Below are 16,879 nucleotides of genomic sequence, written 5' to 3' on the forward strand. Positions count from 1 at the left end.
GGACTTTGAAGAAGATCCAAAAATCCAACAAGCTGTCCAACGTCTGTTATGACATTCGCGGTCCCATCATGGACCGAGCGCGTCAAATGGAGGAGGAAGGCCACAAGATCATCAAACTCAACATCGGCAATTTGGCCGTGTTTGGCTTTGATGCGCCTGAAGAAATTCAGCAAGACATGATCCGCAACCTGCCCACCTCGGCGGGATACTCGGACAGCAAAGGCATTTTTGGCGCCCGCAAAGCGGTGATGCACGAGACGCAAAAGCAAGGCATTAAAGGTGTCACGCTCGATGACATTTACCTGGGCAATGGTGCGAGTGAACTCATCGTCATGGCCACCAATGGCTTGCTCAATAACGGCGACGAGCTGTTGTTGCCAGCGCCTGACTATCCACTGTGGACAGCCGCTGTCAGCTTATCAGGCGGTACGCCAGTGCACTACGTGTGCGACGAAGACAACGGCTGGATGCCCAATATCGACGATATTCGCTCCAAGATCACCAAGAACACCAAGGGCATTGTTGTCATCAACCCCAACAACCCAACAGGTGCTTTGTACTCCGACGAGTTGTTGCTGCAAATCGTTGAGCTCGCACGCAAGCATGGCTTGATCATTTTTGCTGACGAGGTGTATGACAAGGTCTTGTACGACGGTGTCAAACACACGCCCATCGCCAGCTTGAGCGAAGACGTGTTGACACTCACGTTCAACTCGTTGTCCAAGAGCTACCGTTCATGCGGCTATCGCGCAGGTTGGTTGGTGGTGTCAGGCGACAAAAAGCCTGCAGCTGATTACATCGAGGGCCTCAACATGCTCTCGAACATGCGCTTGTGCGCCAACGTGCCAGGCCAGTGGGCGATTCAAACTGCCTTGGGTGGTTACCAAAGCATCAACGACCTGGTGGGAGAGGGCGGTCGTTTGCGCAAGCAACGCGACTTGGCCTATGAGCTCATCACCGCGATTCCTGGCGTGACGTGTGTGAAGCCGCATGCCGCGTTGTACATGTTCCCGCGCTTAGACCCCAAGGTCTACCCCATCAAAGACGACCAACAGTTTTTCTTGGAATTGCTCCAAGAAACCAAGGTCATGTTGGTGCAGGGCACGGGCTTTAACTGGAAGACGACGGACCATTTCCGCATCGTGTTCTTACCCCACGAAGACGACTTGCGTGAGGCCATCTCGCGCATCGCAAAATTCTTAGAAAACTACCGAAATAGAAAAGCATGAAACCGATTCAAGTAGGCCTCTTAGGCATTGGCACTGTGGGCAGTGGCACTTTTGAAGTGCTCAAACGTAACCAAGAAGAAATCCAACGTCGCGCCGGTCGCGGCATTGAAGTCACCATGGTGGCTGACCTCGATGTGGCGCGTGCCAAAAGCATCGTGGGTGCGAATGTGCAAGTGGTGGACGATGCGCGCAAGATCATCGCCAACCCGGACATCGACATCGTGGTGGAGCTCATTGGCGGCTACGGCATTGCCAAGCAACTGGTGCTCGAAGCCATCGAAGCAGGCAAGCATGTCGTCACGGCCAACAAAGCATTGCTGGCTGTACACGGCACAGAAATTTTTGCTGCTGCCCACAAAAAGGGTGTGATGGTGGCGTTTGAAGCTGCGGTTGCTGGCGGTATTCCAATCATCAAAGCTTTGCGTGAAGGCCTCACTGCCAACCGCATTCAGTGGCTGGCTGGCATCATCAACGGCACAACCAATTTCATCTTGTCTGAGATGCGCGACAAGGGCTTGACCTTTGACGACGTGCTCAAGCAAGCGCAAGCTTTGGGCTATGCCGAAGCAGACCCTACTTTCGATATCGAAGGGGTGGATGCCGCACACAAAGCCACCATCATGTCGGCCATCGCGTTTGGTGTGCCAGTGCAGTTTGACAAAGCGTATGTCGAAGGCATCACCAAGCTTGAATCACAAGACATCAAGTACGCCGAACAACTCGGCTACCGTATCAAGCTCTTGGGTATTTCTAAGCGTACCGCCGCAGGCATTGAACTGCGTGTGCATCCTTGCTTGGTGCCCAGCAAGCGCTTGATCGCCAACGTCGAAGGTGCAATGAACGCGGTGATGGTGCAAGCCGATGCCGTGGGCACCACGCTGTACTACGGCAAAGGCGCAGGCAGCGAGCCCACAGCAAGTGCTGTGATCGCTGACTTGGTGGACATCACACGTTTGCACACCGCAGACCCATTGAACCGCGTGCCGCATTTGGCCTTCCAGCCTGATGCGATGAGCAACCTTGCGATTTTGCCAATGGCCCAAGTGGTCACCAGCTACTACCTGCGTTTGCGCGTGGCCGACCAAGCGGGCGTACTTGCCAAAGTCACAGGCATTTTGGCTAACACCGACATCAGCATTGATGCCGTGTTGCAGCGCGAAGCCGGTGAGGGCGAGAGCCACACTGACCTCATCATCTTGACCCACGATTGCGTGGAAGCCAAGATGAACGAAGCCATCGCTGAGATGCAACAACTGAGCACCGTGCTCGCCCCAATCACCCGCATCCGCAAAGAAGAGTTGAACTGATGCTGTATTTGTCCACGCGCGGCCACGCCGAGCGCAAGCGTTTTTGTGAAATCCTCCTCGAGGGCTTGGCACCCGATGGTGGTTTGTATTTGCCCGAGCACTACCCACAGGTGGACGATGCAGCGCTCATGCGTTTGCGCAACACGTTCAACACACAAGGCTATGCCGCCTTGGCATTTGAAGTGCTGTCGCTCTACATCGACGACATTCCTGCGGCTGACCTGAAAGCCTTGTGCGCCAAGACCTATACCAAAGAGGTGTACGGGACCGAGGCCATCGTGCCTGTGCGTAAATTGGAAGACGGCTTGTGGGTCGAGGCTTTGTCGAATGGGCCCACGCTCGCGTTCAAAGACATGGCCATGCAACTGCTGGGCAACTTGTTTGAATACGAGTTAGCGCGCCGTGGTGAAGAGTTGAATATTTTTGGTGCGACCAGTGGCGACACGGGCAGCGCAGCCGAATACGCCATGCGTGGCAAAAAAGGTGTGCGTGTGTTCATGACCAGCCCACACGGCCGCATGAGCCCTTTCCAGCAAGCGCAAATGTTCAGCTTGATGGACGAGAACATTCACAACATTGCCATCGAAGGCGTGTTTGACGATTGCCAAGACTTGGTCAAAGCGGTGTCCAACGATTTGGATTTCAAAACCAAATACAAAATTGGCACGGTCAACTCCATCAACTGGGCACGCTTGTTGGCCCAAGTGGTGTACTACTTCGCGGGCTATTTCCAAGCGACCACCGCCAACAGCCAAAAGGTGAGCTTCACCGTGCCAAGTGGCAACTTTGGCAACGTATGCGCTGGCCATGTGGCGCGCATGATGGGCTTGCCCGTAGACACCTTGGTGGCAGCCACCAACGAAAACGATGTGTTGGACGAGTTCTTCCGCACCGGCGTGTACCGCGTGCGCGGCAGCGCCGACACGCACGAGACTTCTAGCCCCTCGATGGATATTTCCAAGGCCAGCAACTTCGAACGCTTTGTATTCGATTTGCTCGGTCGCGATGCAGCGCTCACCAAAGACTTGTTTGGTGCGCAAATCTCGAAGAACGGTAAGTTCGATCTGAGTGGCAACCCTCACTTTGCAGAAGCTGCAGCGCGCTACGGTTTTGCCAGCGGCAAGAGCACACATGCCAACCGATTGGCCACCATACAAGACGTGCACAAGCGCTTTGGCGAGATGATCGACACCCACACCGCCGACGGTGTGAAAGTGGCGCGTGAACACATCATGGCTGGCGTGCCGATGATCGTGTTGGAAACTGCTTTGCCTATCAAATTTGCGGCCACCATCGTGGAAGCTTTGGGTCAAGAGCCCAATCGTCCTTCCAAGTTTGAAGGCATCGAAGCTTTGCCTAAGCGTGTGCAGGTCATGAATGCGGATGTGGCGCAAATCAAAGCCTACATTGCCAAGCATTGCGACCTGGCATGAAAGTCGTTGCCTTTGCCGGTTACTCCGGCTCAGGAAAAACCACTTTGGTGGAGCAGCTGATTGGCTGCCTGCGTATGAAAGGTTTGCGCGTGTCTGTGGTCAAACACGCGCACCACAACTTTGACATCGACAAGCCCGGCAAAGACAGCTGGCGTCACCGCGAAGCAGGTGCGTTTGAGGTGTTGGTGGCATCCAACCAACGCTTGGTGTTGCAGCGCCAGTTTGAGCAGCCGACACAGCTCTCGGTGCACCACCTGCTGGCCGAGGTGTATGACGGCGTGGATTGGGTCTTGGTCGAAGGCTTTAAGCGAAGCGATTTGCTCAAGGTCGAAGTCTGGCGCAAAGCGTCTGAGCAACCTGTGCGCTACCCCGATGATGACTTTGTGGTGGCTATTGCGACCGACTCGCCGCATGACCTGCCAGAGGCGACGCAACGCCCCGTGCTCGACCTGAATGACCCCTATGCCATCACTGAGTGGCTGGTGGCTAATCAAGACCGTTTTGAATACAACCCACCTTTGCTATGACCCGTCCTCCCTTGCTTTCTCTCGATGACGCTTTGCCGCAATTGCTGGCGCAAGCCCATGCATTGACGGGGCTGCAATCGGTTTCTACTTTTGACGCCGATGGCCGTGTATTGGCGCAAGACGTGACGGCCGCCTTGCAAGTGCCCCCGCAAGACAACAGTTCGATGGATGGCTACGCCGTTCGAGTAGCTGACTGTGCGCAAGCTGGTGCGGTGTTGCGAGTGACGCAACGCATTCCCGCCGGCACACACGGCACGCAGCTCCATGCTGGCGAAGCTGCACGTATCTTCACTGGGGCACCCATTCCCCCTGGCGCAGATGCCGTAGTGATGCAAGAGGACTGCGAGGCCTTAGAGGGCGATCAAGTCAAGGTGAACAAGGCTGTACCGGCAGGGCAGTGGATTCGCCGCTTAGGCGAAGACGTCACACGCGGTGCGACAGTGCTAAGCAAAGGCACACGCTTGACACCTGCTGAGTTGGGCTTGGCCGCCAGCATTGGCTTAGCCCAGTTACAAGTGTCTGCACGTCCGCGTGTGGCTTTGTTCTCCACCGGCGATGAATTGGTCATGCCTGGCGATGTAGCCCCTGAGGCAATGCCCGCTGGTGCGATTTACAACTCCAACCGCTTTTTCTTGCGTGCCATGTTGCAGCGCTTGGGCTGCGAGGTGACTGACCTGGGCATCGTGCCTGACAAACGCGAAGCTACCATCGCCGCTTTGCGTGATGCGGCCCAGCACCATGATTTGATTCTCACCAGCGGCGGCGTGTCGGTGGGCGAAGAAGACCACATCAAACCTGCGGTGGAAAGCTTGGGCGAATTGAACCTGTGGCAACTAGCCATCAAGCCCGGTAAACCCTTTGCGTACGGTAAGGTGAACCGCCAGGTAACAGGCGATGCTTGCCACTTCATGGGCTTGCCCGGCAATCCCGTTTCCAGCTTTGTCACCTTCTTGTTGTTGGTGCGTCCGTTCGTGTTGGCTCTGCAAGGTGTGACGAAGACAGACACCGTACGCACTGAAATGACGGCGCACTTCGATTGGACCCGCGCCGACAAGCGCCGCGAATTTTTGCGTGTCAAACGCAATGATCAAGGTGGTCTCGATTTGTTCCCGAATCAAAGCTCCGGTGTGCTGACCTCGGCGGTGTGGGGCGATGGTGTTGTGGATAACTCCGCTGGGCAAACAATTTCAAAAGGCGATAACGTTCGCTTTATTTCCTTTGCGGAGTGGTTGGCATGAATGTGACCTACAACGTGAACCTCAAATACTTTGCGTCCATTCGCGAAGCCATCGGGCAGGGCGGTGAAAGCATTGCTACACAAGCCACCACGCTCAAAGCTTTGCGTGATGAGCTGATTGCACGCGGTGGTGCACATGCCGAAGTGCTGGCCCACGGCCGCGCCGTTCGCATGGCTTTGAACCAAGACTTGTGTAACGAATCTGCTGTGTTGACTGAAGGCTGCGAAGTGGCCTTTTTTCCGCCCGTCACCGGCGGTTAAACCTAAAGGCAAACCATGTCCTTCACCGTCAGCATCCAAACTCAAGACTTTGATGTGAGCCAAGAGCTCGCTGCCTTGCGTGCGGGCGATGCGAGGGTGGGGGCGGTGTGCTCATTCTTAGGCACGGTGCGCGAGCGCAACGACGGCAGCTCTGTGGCCAGCATGGAGCTAGAGCATTACCCCGGCATGACCGAGAAGTCCATCTCTGTCATGATGGATGAAGCCAAGAAACGCTTTGACATCTTTGCCGCGCGTGTGATCCATCGCGTGGGCTTGTTGCACCCCGAAGATCAAATCGTCTTCGTGGCTGTGACGTCAGCACACCGTGGCGAGAGCTTCAAAGCCTGTGAGTTTTTGATGGACTACCTCAAAACCCAAGCGCCATTCTGGAAAAAAGAAGTCACGCCTGAAGGCGCACGCTGGGTCGATGCCCGTGTGAGTGATGACCAAGCTTTAGCTCGCTGGGGCATAGAAGCCAGCAACTCAGTCGCGCCATAACGTGTGCGCCAGCGCACTGACGGCGTGGCTGGCAAATGGTTGAATGCGCGGTGCTTTGACCCACGTCAAGACCGTTCGACTTGCTGCCACTTGAAATAACAGGCAGCAGCCTCAGTTATCTATTAATTCAACAAATTTCTCGGAGTTTCCATGCGTATTGACAAACTCACCACCAAGTTCCAAGAAGCTTTGGGCGACGCCCAGACACTCGCGCTCGGGGGCGACCATGCCTACATCGAGCCATCCCACGTGTTGGTGGCCATGCTGCGTCAAGATGATGGCCCCAAGTCACTGTTGCAGCGCGCAGGTGCCAATGTGTCGGGCTTGCTGTCGTCTGCCGAAGACGCGATGAACCGTTTGCCCAAAGTCGAAGGCCAAGAGCAGGTGCAAGTGGGACGCGACACCGTGTCCTTGATTCAGGCCGCTGAAAAAGAAGCCATCAAGCGGGGCGATCAGTTTGTGGCCAGTGAATTGTTCTTGCTCGCCATGTGCGACAACAAAGGCAACTGGGGCAAGTTGGCGACGCAAAACGGCTTAAATCGTAAATCGCTAGAGGCGGCAGTCACTGCTGTGCGCGGCGGACAAAAGGTAGACAACGCCGAGAGCGAGGGCCAACGTGAGTCGCTCAAAAAATACTGCATGGACCTGACCGAGCGTGCCCGTCAAGGCAAGCTCGACCCGGTAATTGGCCGTGATGATGAAATTCGCCGTGCTATTCAAGTTCTGCAACGCCGCAGCAAAAACAACCCCGTGCTCATTGGTGAGCCAGGCGTGGGCAAGACTGCGATTGTGGAAGGCTTGGCCCAACGCATCGTGGCAGGCGAGGTGCCAGATTCACTCAAAGGCAAACGTGTGTTGTCGCTTGATATGGCCTCTTTGTTGGCTGGTGCGAAGTACCGTGGTGAATTTGAAGAACGACTGAAAAGCGTGCTCAAAGAATTGGCGCAAGACGAAGGCCAAACCATTGTGTTCATCGATGAGTTGCACACCATGGTGGGTGCTGGCAAGGCCGAAGGCGCGATGGACGCAGGCAACATGCTCAAACCCGCTTTGGCGCGTGGCGAGCTGCACTGCGTTGGCGCCACCACCTTGGATGAATACCGCAAGTACATCGAAAAAGATGCAGCCCTAGAGCGTCGTTTCCAAAAAATCATCGTGGGTGAGCCTTCGGTCGAAGCCACGATTGCGATTCTGCGTGGCTTGCAAGAAAAGTACGAAGTGCACCACGGTGTCGAGATCACCGATCCCGCCATCGTGGCTGCCGCTGAGTTGAGCCATCGTTACATCACCGACCGTTTCTTGCCTGATAAGGCCATTGACTTGATTGACGAAGCGGCCGCCAAAATCAAAATCGAAATCGACTCTAAGCCCGAGGTGATGGACAAGCTCGACCGTCGCCTGATTCAGCTCAAGATTGAGCGCGAAGCCGTGCGCAAAGAAAAAGACGAAGCCTCGCAAAAGCGCATGGAGCTGCTCGAAGAAGAAATCGAAAAGATCGGCAAAGAGTATGCCGACCTTGACGAAATTTGGAAGGCTGAAAAGTCGTCTGCTCATGGCGGTGCGCAACTCAAAGAAGAGATTGACCGCTTGCGCCATCAAATTGAAGAACTCACCCGTAAGGGCGATTTCAACAAAGTGGCCGAGCTGCAATATGGCAAGTTGCCAGAGCTTGAAAAGCGCATGAAAGAAGCCAACGCGCGCGAAAGCGGCAAGACGGCGGCTGCAGGCGGCCATCGTTTGCTTCGCACGCAAGTGGGTGCGGAAGAGATTGCAGAAGTGGTGGCGCGTGCCACAGGCATTCCTGTGTCTAAGTTGATGCAAGGCGAGCGCGACAAGCTCTTGCAAATGGAAGACAAGTTGCACGATCGTGTGGTGGGCCAAGAAGAGGCCATCACGGCGGTGGCCAACGCCATCCGTCGCTCACGCGCAGGCTTGGGCGACCCAAATCGTCCTACTGGTTCGTTCTTGTTCCTCGGCCCAACGGGCGTGGGTAAAACTGAGCTGTGCAAAGCATTGGCAGGTTTCTTGTTTGACAGCGAAGACCACATGATTCGCATTGACATGAGCGAGTTCATGGAGAAGCACTCGGTCAGCCGTTTGGTGGGTGCGCCTCCTGGCTATGTGGGCTACGACGAAGGCGGCTACTTGACCGAAGCTGTGCGCCGTAATCCCTATAGCGTGTTGTTGCTCGATGAGGTGGAGAAGGCACATCCTGATGTGTTCAATATCTTGCTGCAAGTGCTCGACGATGGCCGCTTGACCGATGGCCAAGGCCGCACAGTAGACTTTAAAAACACTGTCATCGTGATGACCTCCAACATTGGCTCACCCATCATCCAAAGCATGGTGGGGCAAGATCCGCAAGACATCAAAGATGCGGTGTGGGATGAGCTCAAGTCCCATTTCCGCCCAGAGTTCTTGAACCGCATTGACGAGACTGTGGTGTTCCACGCCTTGGATGCCGAGCACATTGCCAGCATCGCAGGCATCCAGCTCAAGATCTTGGGTGCACGCCTGACCAAGATGGATTTGACCTTGGATGTGTCGCCAGCCGCATTGGCTGAGTTGGCCAAGGTGGGCTTTGATCCTGTGTTTGGTGCACGTCCATTGAAGCGTGCCATTCAGCAGCGCATTGAGAACCCATTGTCTAAGTTGTTGCTGGAAGGCAAGTTCTTGCCCAAAGACACGATTGTGGTCAGTGTCGACCCAGTGCGTGCCCCCGGTGAATTTGCGTTCAGCAAAGCCGAGGTTTAAACCCAAAGCGGTGACAAGGCTGGACCTTTGGTGGGGCAGGGGCTTGTCCCGCAGTCGACTTATCGGATGAGCGCTGCAGTTAGGATGCTTGCATTCTTTCTGCAGCGCTTTTTTATGACCACATTAAACCCAGCATCCAACCCTTGGCGCGATGACGCTGCTGTGATTGGCTTAGTGGGCATTGCACACGCCAGCTCTCACTTTTCGCACCTGCTCTTGCCGCTCATGTTTCCAGTGTTCATCAGCACCTTTGGCTTGAGCTATTCCGAGTTAGGTTTTTTGATGACGGTGTTCTTTGTCGTCTCCGGCATTGGCCAAGCTTCTGCGGGTTTTGTGGTGGATCGATTGGGTGCGCGACCTGTGTTGTTCGTTGCTTTGCTGTTGATGGCGGCTGGCTGCATGGCCGTGTCGGTGGCTGACAGCTATGTAGGCTTGATGTTCGGTGCTGCGTTGCTGGGGCTGGGCAATTGTTCATTTCATCCCGTTGACTTCACCATCCTCAACCAAAAAGTGTCTGCCCCGCGTTTGGGCTATGCGTTCAGCGCGCACGGCCTGACGGGCAATTTGGGTTGGGCGCTGGCACCTGTGTTCATGGTGAGCTTGAGCGCGGCTTTGGATTGGCGTGCTGCTTATGTGGGGGCGGCATTGCTGTTTGTAGGCATCTTTGCATTGCTGTTTTGGCAACGCGAACACTTGCATGCCGAGGTGGTGAATCACAAGCAAACGACAAACGAAGGCGGCAGCTTGGCGTTTTTGAAAATTCCCGTCGTGTGGTGGTGCTTTGGTTTTTTCTTGCTCTCCACCATGACCCTAGCGGTGGTGCAAAGCTTTGCCGTGTCGATCTTGCAAGCCCTTCACCACGTTACCTTTGAAGCTGCCACTTTCACGTTGACGGCCTACATGCTGTGTGCGGCTGCAGGTATGTTTGTAGGCGGCTTTGTGGCCGCGCGTTGGCCGCGTCACAGCGACAAAGTGGTGGCGGGATGCATGACGGCAGGCGCCATCTGCATGGCTTTGTGCGGCAGTGGTTGGTTGAGTGCTGAGTTCACAATGATCATCTTGGCTGCCACGGGCTTGGCCATTGGTGTTGGTGGGCCATCGCGTGACATGATGATCAAGAAAGCCACGCCCAAAGGCGCTACCGGTCGCGTGTATGGCATGGTTTACTCGGGGCTGGATACGGGCTTTGCTATTTCGCCATTGATCTTTGGTGTGTTCATGGACCATGGCTGGTACGGTGCTACTTTGTTAGGGGCTGCGCTGGTGCTGATGCTCAGCGTTGTCGTAGCGCTTGGCGTGGGGCGTAGGACAGTGCACGCATAAGGCATCTAGACGTGCAATAAAAAAGGGACCGTGAGGTCCCTTTTTGTTTGGCAGAAACTGAATTATTTCAGGTGCTTGCCGATCAAACCAGCCAATTCAAACATGGTGACTTGGGCTTTGCCAAACACTTGCTTGAGCTTGTCGTCAGCGTTGATGTTGCGCTTGTTGACTTTGTCTTGCAGGCCGTGCTTTTTGATGTATGTCCACATCTTGCTCACGACTTCAGTGCGTGGCACTGCAGCGTTGCCGATCACAGCAGCCAAAGCGGCGCTAGGTGTGAGGGCTTTCATGAACGCAGCGTTAGGCGTGCGTTTTTTGGCAGGGGCCTTTTTCTTAGCAGGAGCCTTTTTGGCAGCTACTTTTTTAGCTGGGGCTTTTTTCGCAACAACTTTCTTAGCTGCTGGCTTTTTAGCTGGAGCGGCTTTCTTGGCAGGCGCTTTTTTAGCGGCTACTTTTTTCGCTGCTGGTTTTTTAGCAGGAGCTGCTTTCTTCGCAGGGGCTGCTTTTTTAGCAGCTGGCTTTTTAGCGGCTACTTTCTTAGCTGGAGCAGCTTTTTTCGCTGCTACTTTTTTTGCGGGAGCAGCTTTTTTTGCTGCCACTTTTTTAGCCGGAGCTTTCTTTGCAGTTGCCATGGTTTATTTCCTTCTAGAAGTTTTTTGATTGCAAGCCCTTGGAGATATCGCTCTAGAGCAATGCGGATGCTAAATGAGAACGAAGTTCTTTCCAAGTGCTAAGCAAATTTTTTGATGGCGTGATGTTGTTTTTTCTCAAGCACTTATCGCTTGTGCTTTTGCACGCATTGAGTTGATCAATGAACAGTTGTGTTTCAGGTGGGGAAAGATGCTTAGTTTCATTTCTGAAAGCGAATTTCAAATTATGAAAATTAGCAGTGCTGCACTGCAGTATTTTTTCTTGATATGAGAAATTAAATTTCATATATCGAAATGTATTTTGCAAGCCATTGATTTTTATAGGAAAAAATATATTCTTCTATAAGACACAAGACATACAAACAGTCTTCTATAAGACTTATAGTAGACCCATCGACAATCTTTTAACTTCCTGGAGTGAACCATGCCTCAATCACTGAATGAACAACTCAGCCGCGTACAACAAATCGCAGCCCTCGAAAAAGACTGGGCGACTAACCCACGCTGGAAAGGCGTGAAGCGCGGTTACTCTGCTGCTGACGTCGTGCGTTTGCGCGGCAGCATGCCTATCGAACACACACTCGCCAAGCGCGGTGCAGAAAAGCTCTGGGAAAAAGTCAACGGCGGCGCCAAGAAAGGATACGTCAACGCATTCGGCGCGATCTCTGCTGGTCAAGCGATGCAACAAGCCAAAGCTGGCTTGGAAGCTGTGTACTTGTCAGGCTGGCAAGTTGCTGCTGACGGCAACACATCTGAAACCATGTACCCAGACCAATCGCTCTATGCGTATGACTCTGTGCCAACCATGGTTCGCCGCATCAACAACACATTCAAACGTGCTGACGAAATCCAATGGGGCCGTGGCATCAACCCTGGCGACAAAGAATTCATCGACTACTTCTTGCCAATCGTGGCTGACGCTGAAGCCGGTTTCGGTGGCGTGTTGAACGCTTTCGAATTGATGAAGAACATGATCTCTGCTGGCGCTGCTGGCGTTCACTTCGAAGACCAATTGGCTGCTGTGAAGAAATGCGGTCACATGGGTGGCAAAGTGTTGGTGCCAACACAAGAAGCTTGCGAAAAATTGATCTCTGCACGTTTTGCTGCTGACGTCATGGGCACATCCACCATTGTGTTGGCCCGTACTGATGCAGAAGCTGCTAACTTGATCACTTCTGACCACGACGCCAACGACAAGCCATTCTTGACGGGCGAGCGCACTCAAGAAGGTTTCTACCGCGTCAAAAACGGTTTGGAACAAGCCATCAGCCGCGGCGTTGCATACGCGCCTTACGCTGACTTGGTATGGTGCGAAACAGGCGTGCCAGACATCGGCTTCGCTCGCGAATTCGCACAAGCGGTGCACGCTGCATGCCCAGGCAAGCTGTTGTCTTACAACTGCTCACCTTCTTTCAACTGGAAGAAAAACCTCAACGACAGCCAAATCGCTTCGTTCCAAGAAGACTTGTCAGCCTTGGGCTACAAGTACCAGTTCATCACATTGGCTGGTATCCACATCAACTGGTACAACACATTCCAGTTCGCCAATGCATACGCCAACGGCGAAGGCATGAAGCACTACGTCAACATGGTGCAAGAGCCTGAATTCGCAGCACGCGACAAGGGTTACACCTTCGTGTCACACCAACAAGAAGTGGGCGCAGGCTACTTCGACGACGTGACCACGGTGATCCAAGGCGGTTCATCTTCTGTGAAAGCCCTCACAGGTTCTACTGAAGAAGAACAGTTCCACTAAGCACTTCAATTGAGAGATGGCCTGAGAAGGCTGTCTCTTGGTTTGAATGGGGTTGAGACCACTCAGCGCGCAAGCGTTGTGTGGTTTTTTTGTTTAGGCTTTCAACGCTTGCACTTGTAGACCGCATATATCTGTTTGCCAAATTCCGGTGTGACGTCTTTCACCAGCGTGTCGCCGCCCAATTCAACTGCATTGTTTTGGCCCAGCTGCAACAAGTTGGCTTCTACGGCATCTGCATCTCTGTTGTAGATACCCACTTTGGTGATGACGTTCACATTGACTTTGCCAAGTGACTGGCAGTGTGTCACCTGATTAGATTTCATCAGCAGCACGCGTTCAGAGCCTGCGGCTGGTTTGAGAAAGCTATTGGCACAGCCGCACAAGAGTACGGCGCTGAGGCAGGTGAAGGCGGTGTATTTGTTCATGGTAATTTTGGATGATACCTATGCATCAAGGATGCATCGTGAGGGGCGTAAAATCGGCGTTTTACCGCGATTTAAATAACATACACATGGTTCAGATTACTCTCCCCGACGGTTCGCAACGTGAATTTCCAGGCCCCGTGACCGTGGCCGATGTGGCTGCCTCAATTGGCGCTGGCTTGGCTAAGGCAGCTTTGGCTGGCAAGGTCGATGGCAAGGTGGTGGACACCAGCTTCACGATGAGCAGCAATGCGAGCTTGGCCATCATCACAGCCAAAGATGCCGAAGGCTTAGAGGTGATTCGTCACTCCACCGCCCACTTGTTGGCCTATGCGGTGAAAGAGCTGTACCCAGAAGCACAAGTGACCATTGGTCCCGTCATTGACGATGGCTTCTTCTACGACTTTTCGTTCACACGCGGCTTCACTCCCGAGGATTTGGTGGCCATTGAAAAGCGCATGACCGAGTTGGCCAACAAAGACGAGCCCGTGGTGCGCCGCGTATTGCCTCGCGACGAAGCCGTGGCTTATTTCAAAGGATTGGGCGAGCACTACAAGGCCGAAATCATTGCCAGCATCCCTAGCAATGAAGACGTGAGCCTTTATCGCGAAGGCGCTTTTGAAGACCTCTGCCGTGGCCCGCACGTGCCCAGCACTGGCAAGCTCAAGCATTTCAAGCTTATGAAAGTGGCTGGTGCCTACTGGCGCGGCGACCACAAAAACGAAATGCTGCAACGCATTTATGGCACAGTATGGGCCAGCAAAGACGATTTGCAGCTCTATCTCAAGCGCCTTGAAGAGGCTGAGAAGCGCGACCACCGCAAACTGGGCCGTGAGCTGGATTTGTTCCACATTGACGAGCACGCACCTGGTTTGGTGTTCTGGCACCCAAAGGGCTGGAGCGTGTGGCAAACCATCGAGCAGTTCATGCGTCAGGTCTACCGCGACAACGGTTACCTCGAAGTCAAAGGCCCGCAAATCATTGACAAGTCGCTGTGGGAAAAAACCGGTCACTGGGACAAGTACCGCGACAACATGTTCACCACCGAGTCTGAAAAGCGTGACTACGCTTTGAAGCCGATGAACTGCCCCGGCCACATCTTGATTTTCAAGCAAGGCATCAAGAGCTACCGCGATCTGCCATTGCGTTACGGCGAGTTTGGCCAGTGCCACCGCAACGAGCCATCCGGCGGCTTGCACGGCATCATGCGCGTGCGTGGTTTTACCCAAGACGACGGCCACATCTTCTGTACCGAAGACCAAATCTTGCCCGAGTGCGACACCTTCACCAAGGTGCTCAAGAAGGTCTACCAAGACTTTGGCTTCACCGACATCTTGTACAAAGTCTCAACCCGCCCAGCAGCCCGCATTGGCTCTGACGAGTTGTGGGACAAGGCCGAAAAGGCGTTGATGGACAGCTTGACGGCGTCTGGTTGCGAGTACGTTATCTCTGAAGGTGACGGCGCCTTCTACGGCCCCAAGATTGAATACACCCTGAAAGACGCGATTGGCCGTGAGTGGCAGTGCGGCACGATTCAGGTCGACTTCAACCTCTCTGAGCGCTTGGATGCCGAGTACACGGCGGAAGACGGCTCACGCCAACGTCCCGTCATCTTGCACCGCGCCATCGTGGGCAGCATGGAGCGTTTCATCGGAATTTTGATCGAGCAGCACGCCGGCGCCTTGCCCACTTGGCTGGCTCCAACACAGGTTTCGGTGCTCAATATCACCGATTCCCAGGCCGAATATTGCCAAGAAGTTGCAAAAACACTGCGAAATCAAGGGCTTAGGGTCGATTTAGACCTTCGAAACGAGAAAATCACGTATAAAATACGCGAGCATTCAATGCAAAAGCTTCCCTACATCTTGGTCGTAGGCGACAAAGAGAAGGAAGCTGGCGCCGTCGCAGTGCGCGCCCGAGGCAATCAAGACCTCGGTGTGATGTCCCTCGAAGCCTTCTCTCAAAAGATTGCCTCTGACATCTCTCTCAAAAGCTAATTTCATTTAGGAATTGCCAAGAGTTGTGCGTCGCACACGTGTGTCGGTTTGTTTTTGATTTTTAAGGATAGTCACCATCGCTACAGAATTTCGCGACCGCCGCCAGCGCGAGGAACGCAAACACCGCCTTAACCGGGAAATCATGGCCCCGGAAGTCCGCCTTTCAGGTCCTGACAACGAACCCCTCGGTATCGTGAGCTTGGCTGATGCCTTGCGCATGGCCGGTGAGATTGACGTTGACTTGGTTGAAATTGCCGCCACGGCTGTGCCGCCGGTGTGCCGTTTGATGGACTACGGTAAGTTCAAGTACCAAGAGCAAAAGAAGGCTGCCGAAGCGAAGTCCAAGCAAAAGGTCATCGAGGTTAAGGAAATCAAGTTCCGTCCCGGTACCGATGATGGTGACTACAACATCAAGATGCGCAACATCAAGCGCTTCTTGGATGACGGTGACAAATGCAAGATCACGCTGCGCTTTCGTGGCCGCGAGATCACGCATCAAGAAATCGGTATGGCGCTGTTGCAGCGCATCCGTGATGAGTTGGCGGACCTGATCGTTGTTGAACAGTTCCCCAAGCTCGAAGGGCGTCAGATGATCATGATGATCGCGCCTGGTAAGAAGAAATCAGGTGGCGCCGCCAAACCTGCTGCAGAAGCTGCTCCGGCAGCGTCTGCATAAAAGGCGACGCAGATTAGTGTCTCGGGGCTTACAAGACTACGCACCCTGCGTAGGCGCCTCGCGAGCACAAATTAAAGGAGCATCTAAATGCCCAAAATGAAGACCAAAAGCAGCGCTAAAAAGCGCTTCCGCGTTCGTCCAGGCGGTACCGTTAAACGCGGTCAAGCCTTCAAACGTCACATCTTGACTAAGAAGACGACCAAGAACAAGCGTCACTTGCGTGGTGCAGTGAATGTGCATGAGACCAACATGGGTCACATGGCGCAAATGCTGCCCAAGTGCGGCCTGTAATTAACTGACGAACAAGGAGAAAAAATATGCCTCGCGTTAAACGTGGTGTTACGGCCCGTGCCCGTCACAAAAAAGTTCTGGCTTTAGCCAAAGGTTTCCGCGGTCGCCGCGGTAACGTCTTCCGCATCGCTAAACAAGCGGTGATGAAGGCCGGTCAATATGCTTACCGCGATCGCCGCACTAAAAAGCGCGTGTTCCGTCAGCTGTGGATCGCTCGTATCAATGCTGCCGCACGTCAATGCGGTCTGACATACAGCCAATTCGCCAACGGCCTGAAAAAGGCAGCGATCGAAATCGACCGCAAGATGTTGGCCGACCTGGCCGTTCACGACATGGCTGCTTTTACCAGCATCGTGAATCAAGTCAAAGCCAAATTGGCCGCTTGATAGTCAAGGGTTAACCACCCACGAGTAAAGGGGTTGGGGCTACACAGCTTCAATCCCTTTTTTGTTTTCTCCTCTCCCCAAATTTTTCAATGAAATAACTTTCATGATGAGGGGTCAATTGGAATCATCAAA

General features: G+C 53.9%; 16 protein-coding genes. 14 read left to right on the forward strand and 2 right to left on the reverse strand.

Annotation, left to right across the window (positions count from 1 at the left end; translation table 11 throughout):
• Positions 1-5: 5 nt before the first annotated feature.
• The 9 genes from B9Z35_RS04000 (at position 6) to B9Z35_RS04040 (ending at position 10,569) form a co-directional block, all read left to right on the forward strand.
• Positions 6-1,229 carry a pyridoxal phosphate-dependent aminotransferase gene (locus tag B9Z35_RS04000; RefSeq protein WP_108282342.1) on the forward strand — a complete coding sequence of 408 codons (1,224 nt, stop codon included), beginning with the start codon at positions 6-8 and terminating at the stop codon, positions 1,227-1,229.
• The gene (locus tag B9Z35_RS04005; protein ID WP_108282343.1) at positions 1,226-2,536 is read left to right on the forward strand and encodes a homoserine dehydrogenase; all 1,311 of its coding nucleotides are present in this window, start codon (positions 1,226-1,228) and stop codon (positions 2,534-2,536) included. The genes B9Z35_RS04000 and B9Z35_RS04005 overlap by 4 nt, the downstream gene beginning before the upstream one ends.
• A complete protein-coding gene (gene thrC / locus B9Z35_RS04010; protein WP_108282344.1) occupies positions 2,536-3,969 on the forward strand; it encodes a threonine synthase in 1,434 nt (477 codons plus the stop codon). The genes B9Z35_RS04005 and thrC overlap by 1 nt, the downstream gene beginning before the upstream one ends.
• Entirely contained in the window at positions 3,966-4,496 is a 531-nt protein-coding gene (gene mobB, locus B9Z35_RS04015) for a molybdopterin-guanine dinucleotide biosynthesis protein B (RefSeq protein ID WP_108282345.1), read from the forward strand. Before thrC ends, mobB begins: the two co-directional genes overlap by 4 nt.
• Positions 4,493-5,734, forward strand: a complete 1,242-nt coding sequence (gene glp / locus B9Z35_RS04020) for a gephyrin-like molybdotransferase Glp (RefSeq protein ID WP_108282346.1) — start codon at positions 4,493-4,495, stop codon at positions 5,732-5,734. Before mobB ends, glp begins: the two co-directional genes overlap by 4 nt.
• Entirely contained in the window at positions 5,731-5,994 is a 264-nt protein-coding gene (gene moaD / locus B9Z35_RS04025; protein WP_108282347.1) for a molybdopterin converting factor subunit 1, read from the forward strand. The genes glp and moaD overlap by 4 nt, the downstream gene beginning before the upstream one ends.
• Before the next feature lie 15 nt (positions 5,995-6,009).
• Entirely contained in the window at positions 6,010-6,492 is a 483-nt protein-coding gene (gene moaE / locus B9Z35_RS04030; protein WP_108282348.1) for a molybdopterin synthase catalytic subunit MoaE, read from the forward strand.
• 150 nt (positions 6,493-6,642) lie between these two features.
• Complete coding sequence (gene clpB, locus B9Z35_RS04035) at positions 6,643-9,246, forward strand: ATP-dependent chaperone ClpB (RefSeq protein WP_108282349.1); 2,604 nt, start codon at positions 6,643-6,645, stop codon at positions 9,244-9,246.
• 114 nt (positions 9,247-9,360) lie between these two features.
• Entirely contained in the window at positions 9,361-10,569 is a 1,209-nt protein-coding gene (locus B9Z35_RS04040; protein WP_108282350.1) for an MFS transporter, read from the forward strand.
• A 62-nt stretch (positions 10,570-10,631) separates the two neighbouring features.
• On the opposite strand, the gene B9Z35_RS04045 is transcribed toward B9Z35_RS04040, so the two are convergent.
• A complete protein-coding gene (locus B9Z35_RS04045; RefSeq protein ID WP_199219759.1) occupies positions 10,632-11,201 on the reverse strand; it encodes an SWIB/MDM2 domain-containing protein in 570 nt (189 codons plus the stop codon).
• Positions 11,202-11,643: 442 nt separating this feature from the next.
• Between B9Z35_RS04045 and aceA the strand changes: the two genes are divergently transcribed.
• Complete coding sequence (aceA, locus tag B9Z35_RS04050) at positions 11,644-12,975, forward strand: isocitrate lyase (RefSeq protein ID WP_108282351.1); 1,332 nt, start codon at positions 11,644-11,646, stop codon at positions 12,973-12,975.
• Between the two features lie 101 nt (positions 12,976-13,076).
• On the opposite strand, the gene B9Z35_RS04055 is transcribed toward aceA, so the two are convergent.
• Complete coding sequence (locus tag B9Z35_RS04055) at positions 13,077-13,400, reverse strand: DUF4156 domain-containing protein (RefSeq protein WP_108282352.1); 324 nt, start codon at positions 13,398-13,400, stop codon at positions 13,077-13,079.
• 86 nt (positions 13,401-13,486) lie between these two features.
• Here B9Z35_RS04055 and thrS point away from each other — a divergent pair, with 86 nt between their 5' ends.
• The 4 genes from thrS (at position 13,487) to rplT (ending at position 16,747) form a co-directional block, all read left to right on the forward strand.
• Positions 13,487-15,394 carry a threonine--tRNA ligase gene (gene thrS, locus B9Z35_RS04060; RefSeq protein WP_108282353.1) on the forward strand — a complete coding sequence of 636 codons (1,908 nt, stop codon included), beginning with the start codon at positions 13,487-13,489 and terminating at the stop codon, positions 15,392-15,394.
• A gap of 67 nt (positions 15,395-15,461) precedes the next feature.
• Complete coding sequence (infC, locus tag B9Z35_RS04065) at positions 15,462-16,070, forward strand: translation initiation factor IF-3 (RefSeq protein WP_108282354.1); 609 nt, start codon at positions 15,462-15,464, stop codon at positions 16,068-16,070.
• An 87-nt stretch (positions 16,071-16,157) separates the two neighbouring features.
• A complete protein-coding gene (gene rpmI, locus B9Z35_RS04070) occupies positions 16,158-16,361 on the forward strand; it encodes a 50S ribosomal protein L35 (RefSeq protein ID WP_108282355.1) in 204 nt (67 codons plus the stop codon).
• Between the two features lie 26 nt (positions 16,362-16,387).
• Positions 16,388-16,747, forward strand: a complete 360-nt coding sequence (gene rplT / locus B9Z35_RS04075) for a 50S ribosomal protein L20 (RefSeq protein WP_108282356.1) — start codon at positions 16,388-16,390, stop codon at positions 16,745-16,747.
• The last annotated feature ends 132 nt before the right edge of the window (positions 16,748-16,879 follow it).

The organism is Limnohabitans sp. Jir61, from assembly GCF_003063545.1.
GTDB lineage: Bacteria > Pseudomonadota > Gammaproteobacteria > Burkholderiales > Burkholderiaceae_C > Limnohabitans.